General features: G+C 71.9%; 1 protein-coding gene and 1 pseudogene. Both read right to left on the minus strand.

Annotation, left to right across the window (positions count from 1 at the left end; all coding sequences use genetic code 11):
* Positions 1-288 (minus strand): annotated as a pseudogene (locus K9U41_RS23005) (DoxX family protein); the annotation flags it as partial.
* Positions 289-424: 136 nt separating this feature from the next.
* A partial coding sequence (locus K9U41_RS23010) for a methylated-DNA--[protein]-cysteine S-methyltransferase (protein WP_282643158.1) occupies positions 425-677 on the minus strand: 253 nt, incomplete at its 5' end.

A 677-nucleotide genomic window follows, 5' to 3' on the forward strand; every position in this document is an offset into this window, starting at 1 on the left:
CTCCGGCCCGGCCTGCACCACGCCGGAGGCCGATACCGCGTTCTGGGCCTGAAGCGCCTTGATCAACGCCTGGAAGTCGATGCCGTAGCCGGCGAGCTTGCGGGTCCGCGGGTGCAGCAGGCCGGCCGCGCACAGCAGCTCCGCCACGCCGCTGGCGTAGATGACCTCCCGGTGGGCCGGGACGAACGACGGCATCAGCGGCTCGTAGGTCTCCGGCTTCGCCAGGTGCAGCACGCCGCTGACGCCGAAGATCGCGACGAGGGCCTTGGCGTCAAGGGGCAGAGGCATGCCCCCATGATGGGCCCCGTTGGTCGAGGAGGTTGCGCTAGCGACCGTCACGAGACCCGGTGAGAGGTCCGCGGTCCAGTCACCGGGTCTCGTGACAGGCGCTGGCGCGCCCTCCTCGACCAGCGGGCGCGGCGGCTCAGAAGAGGGCGTCCTGCTCGAGCTCGAGGCGGGTCTGCTTGCGCTCGAGGCCGCCGGCATAGCCGACCAGCTTTCCGTTCGCACCGATCACCCGGTGGCAGGGCACCACGATGGCGATGGGGTTGCTGCCGTTGGCCAGGCCGACGGCCCGCGAGGCCGCGTGGGACCGGCCCAGGCGGCGCGCGATCTCGCCGTACGACGTGGTCTCGCCGTAGGGGATGAGGCGCAGCTGCTCCCACACCGCCTGCTGG

Source organism: Xanthobacter autotrophicus (genome assembly GCF_029991245.1).
GTDB classification, from domain to species: Bacteria; Pseudomonadota; Alphaproteobacteria; order Rhizobiales; family Xanthobacteraceae; genus Xanthobacter; species Xanthobacter autotrophicus_C.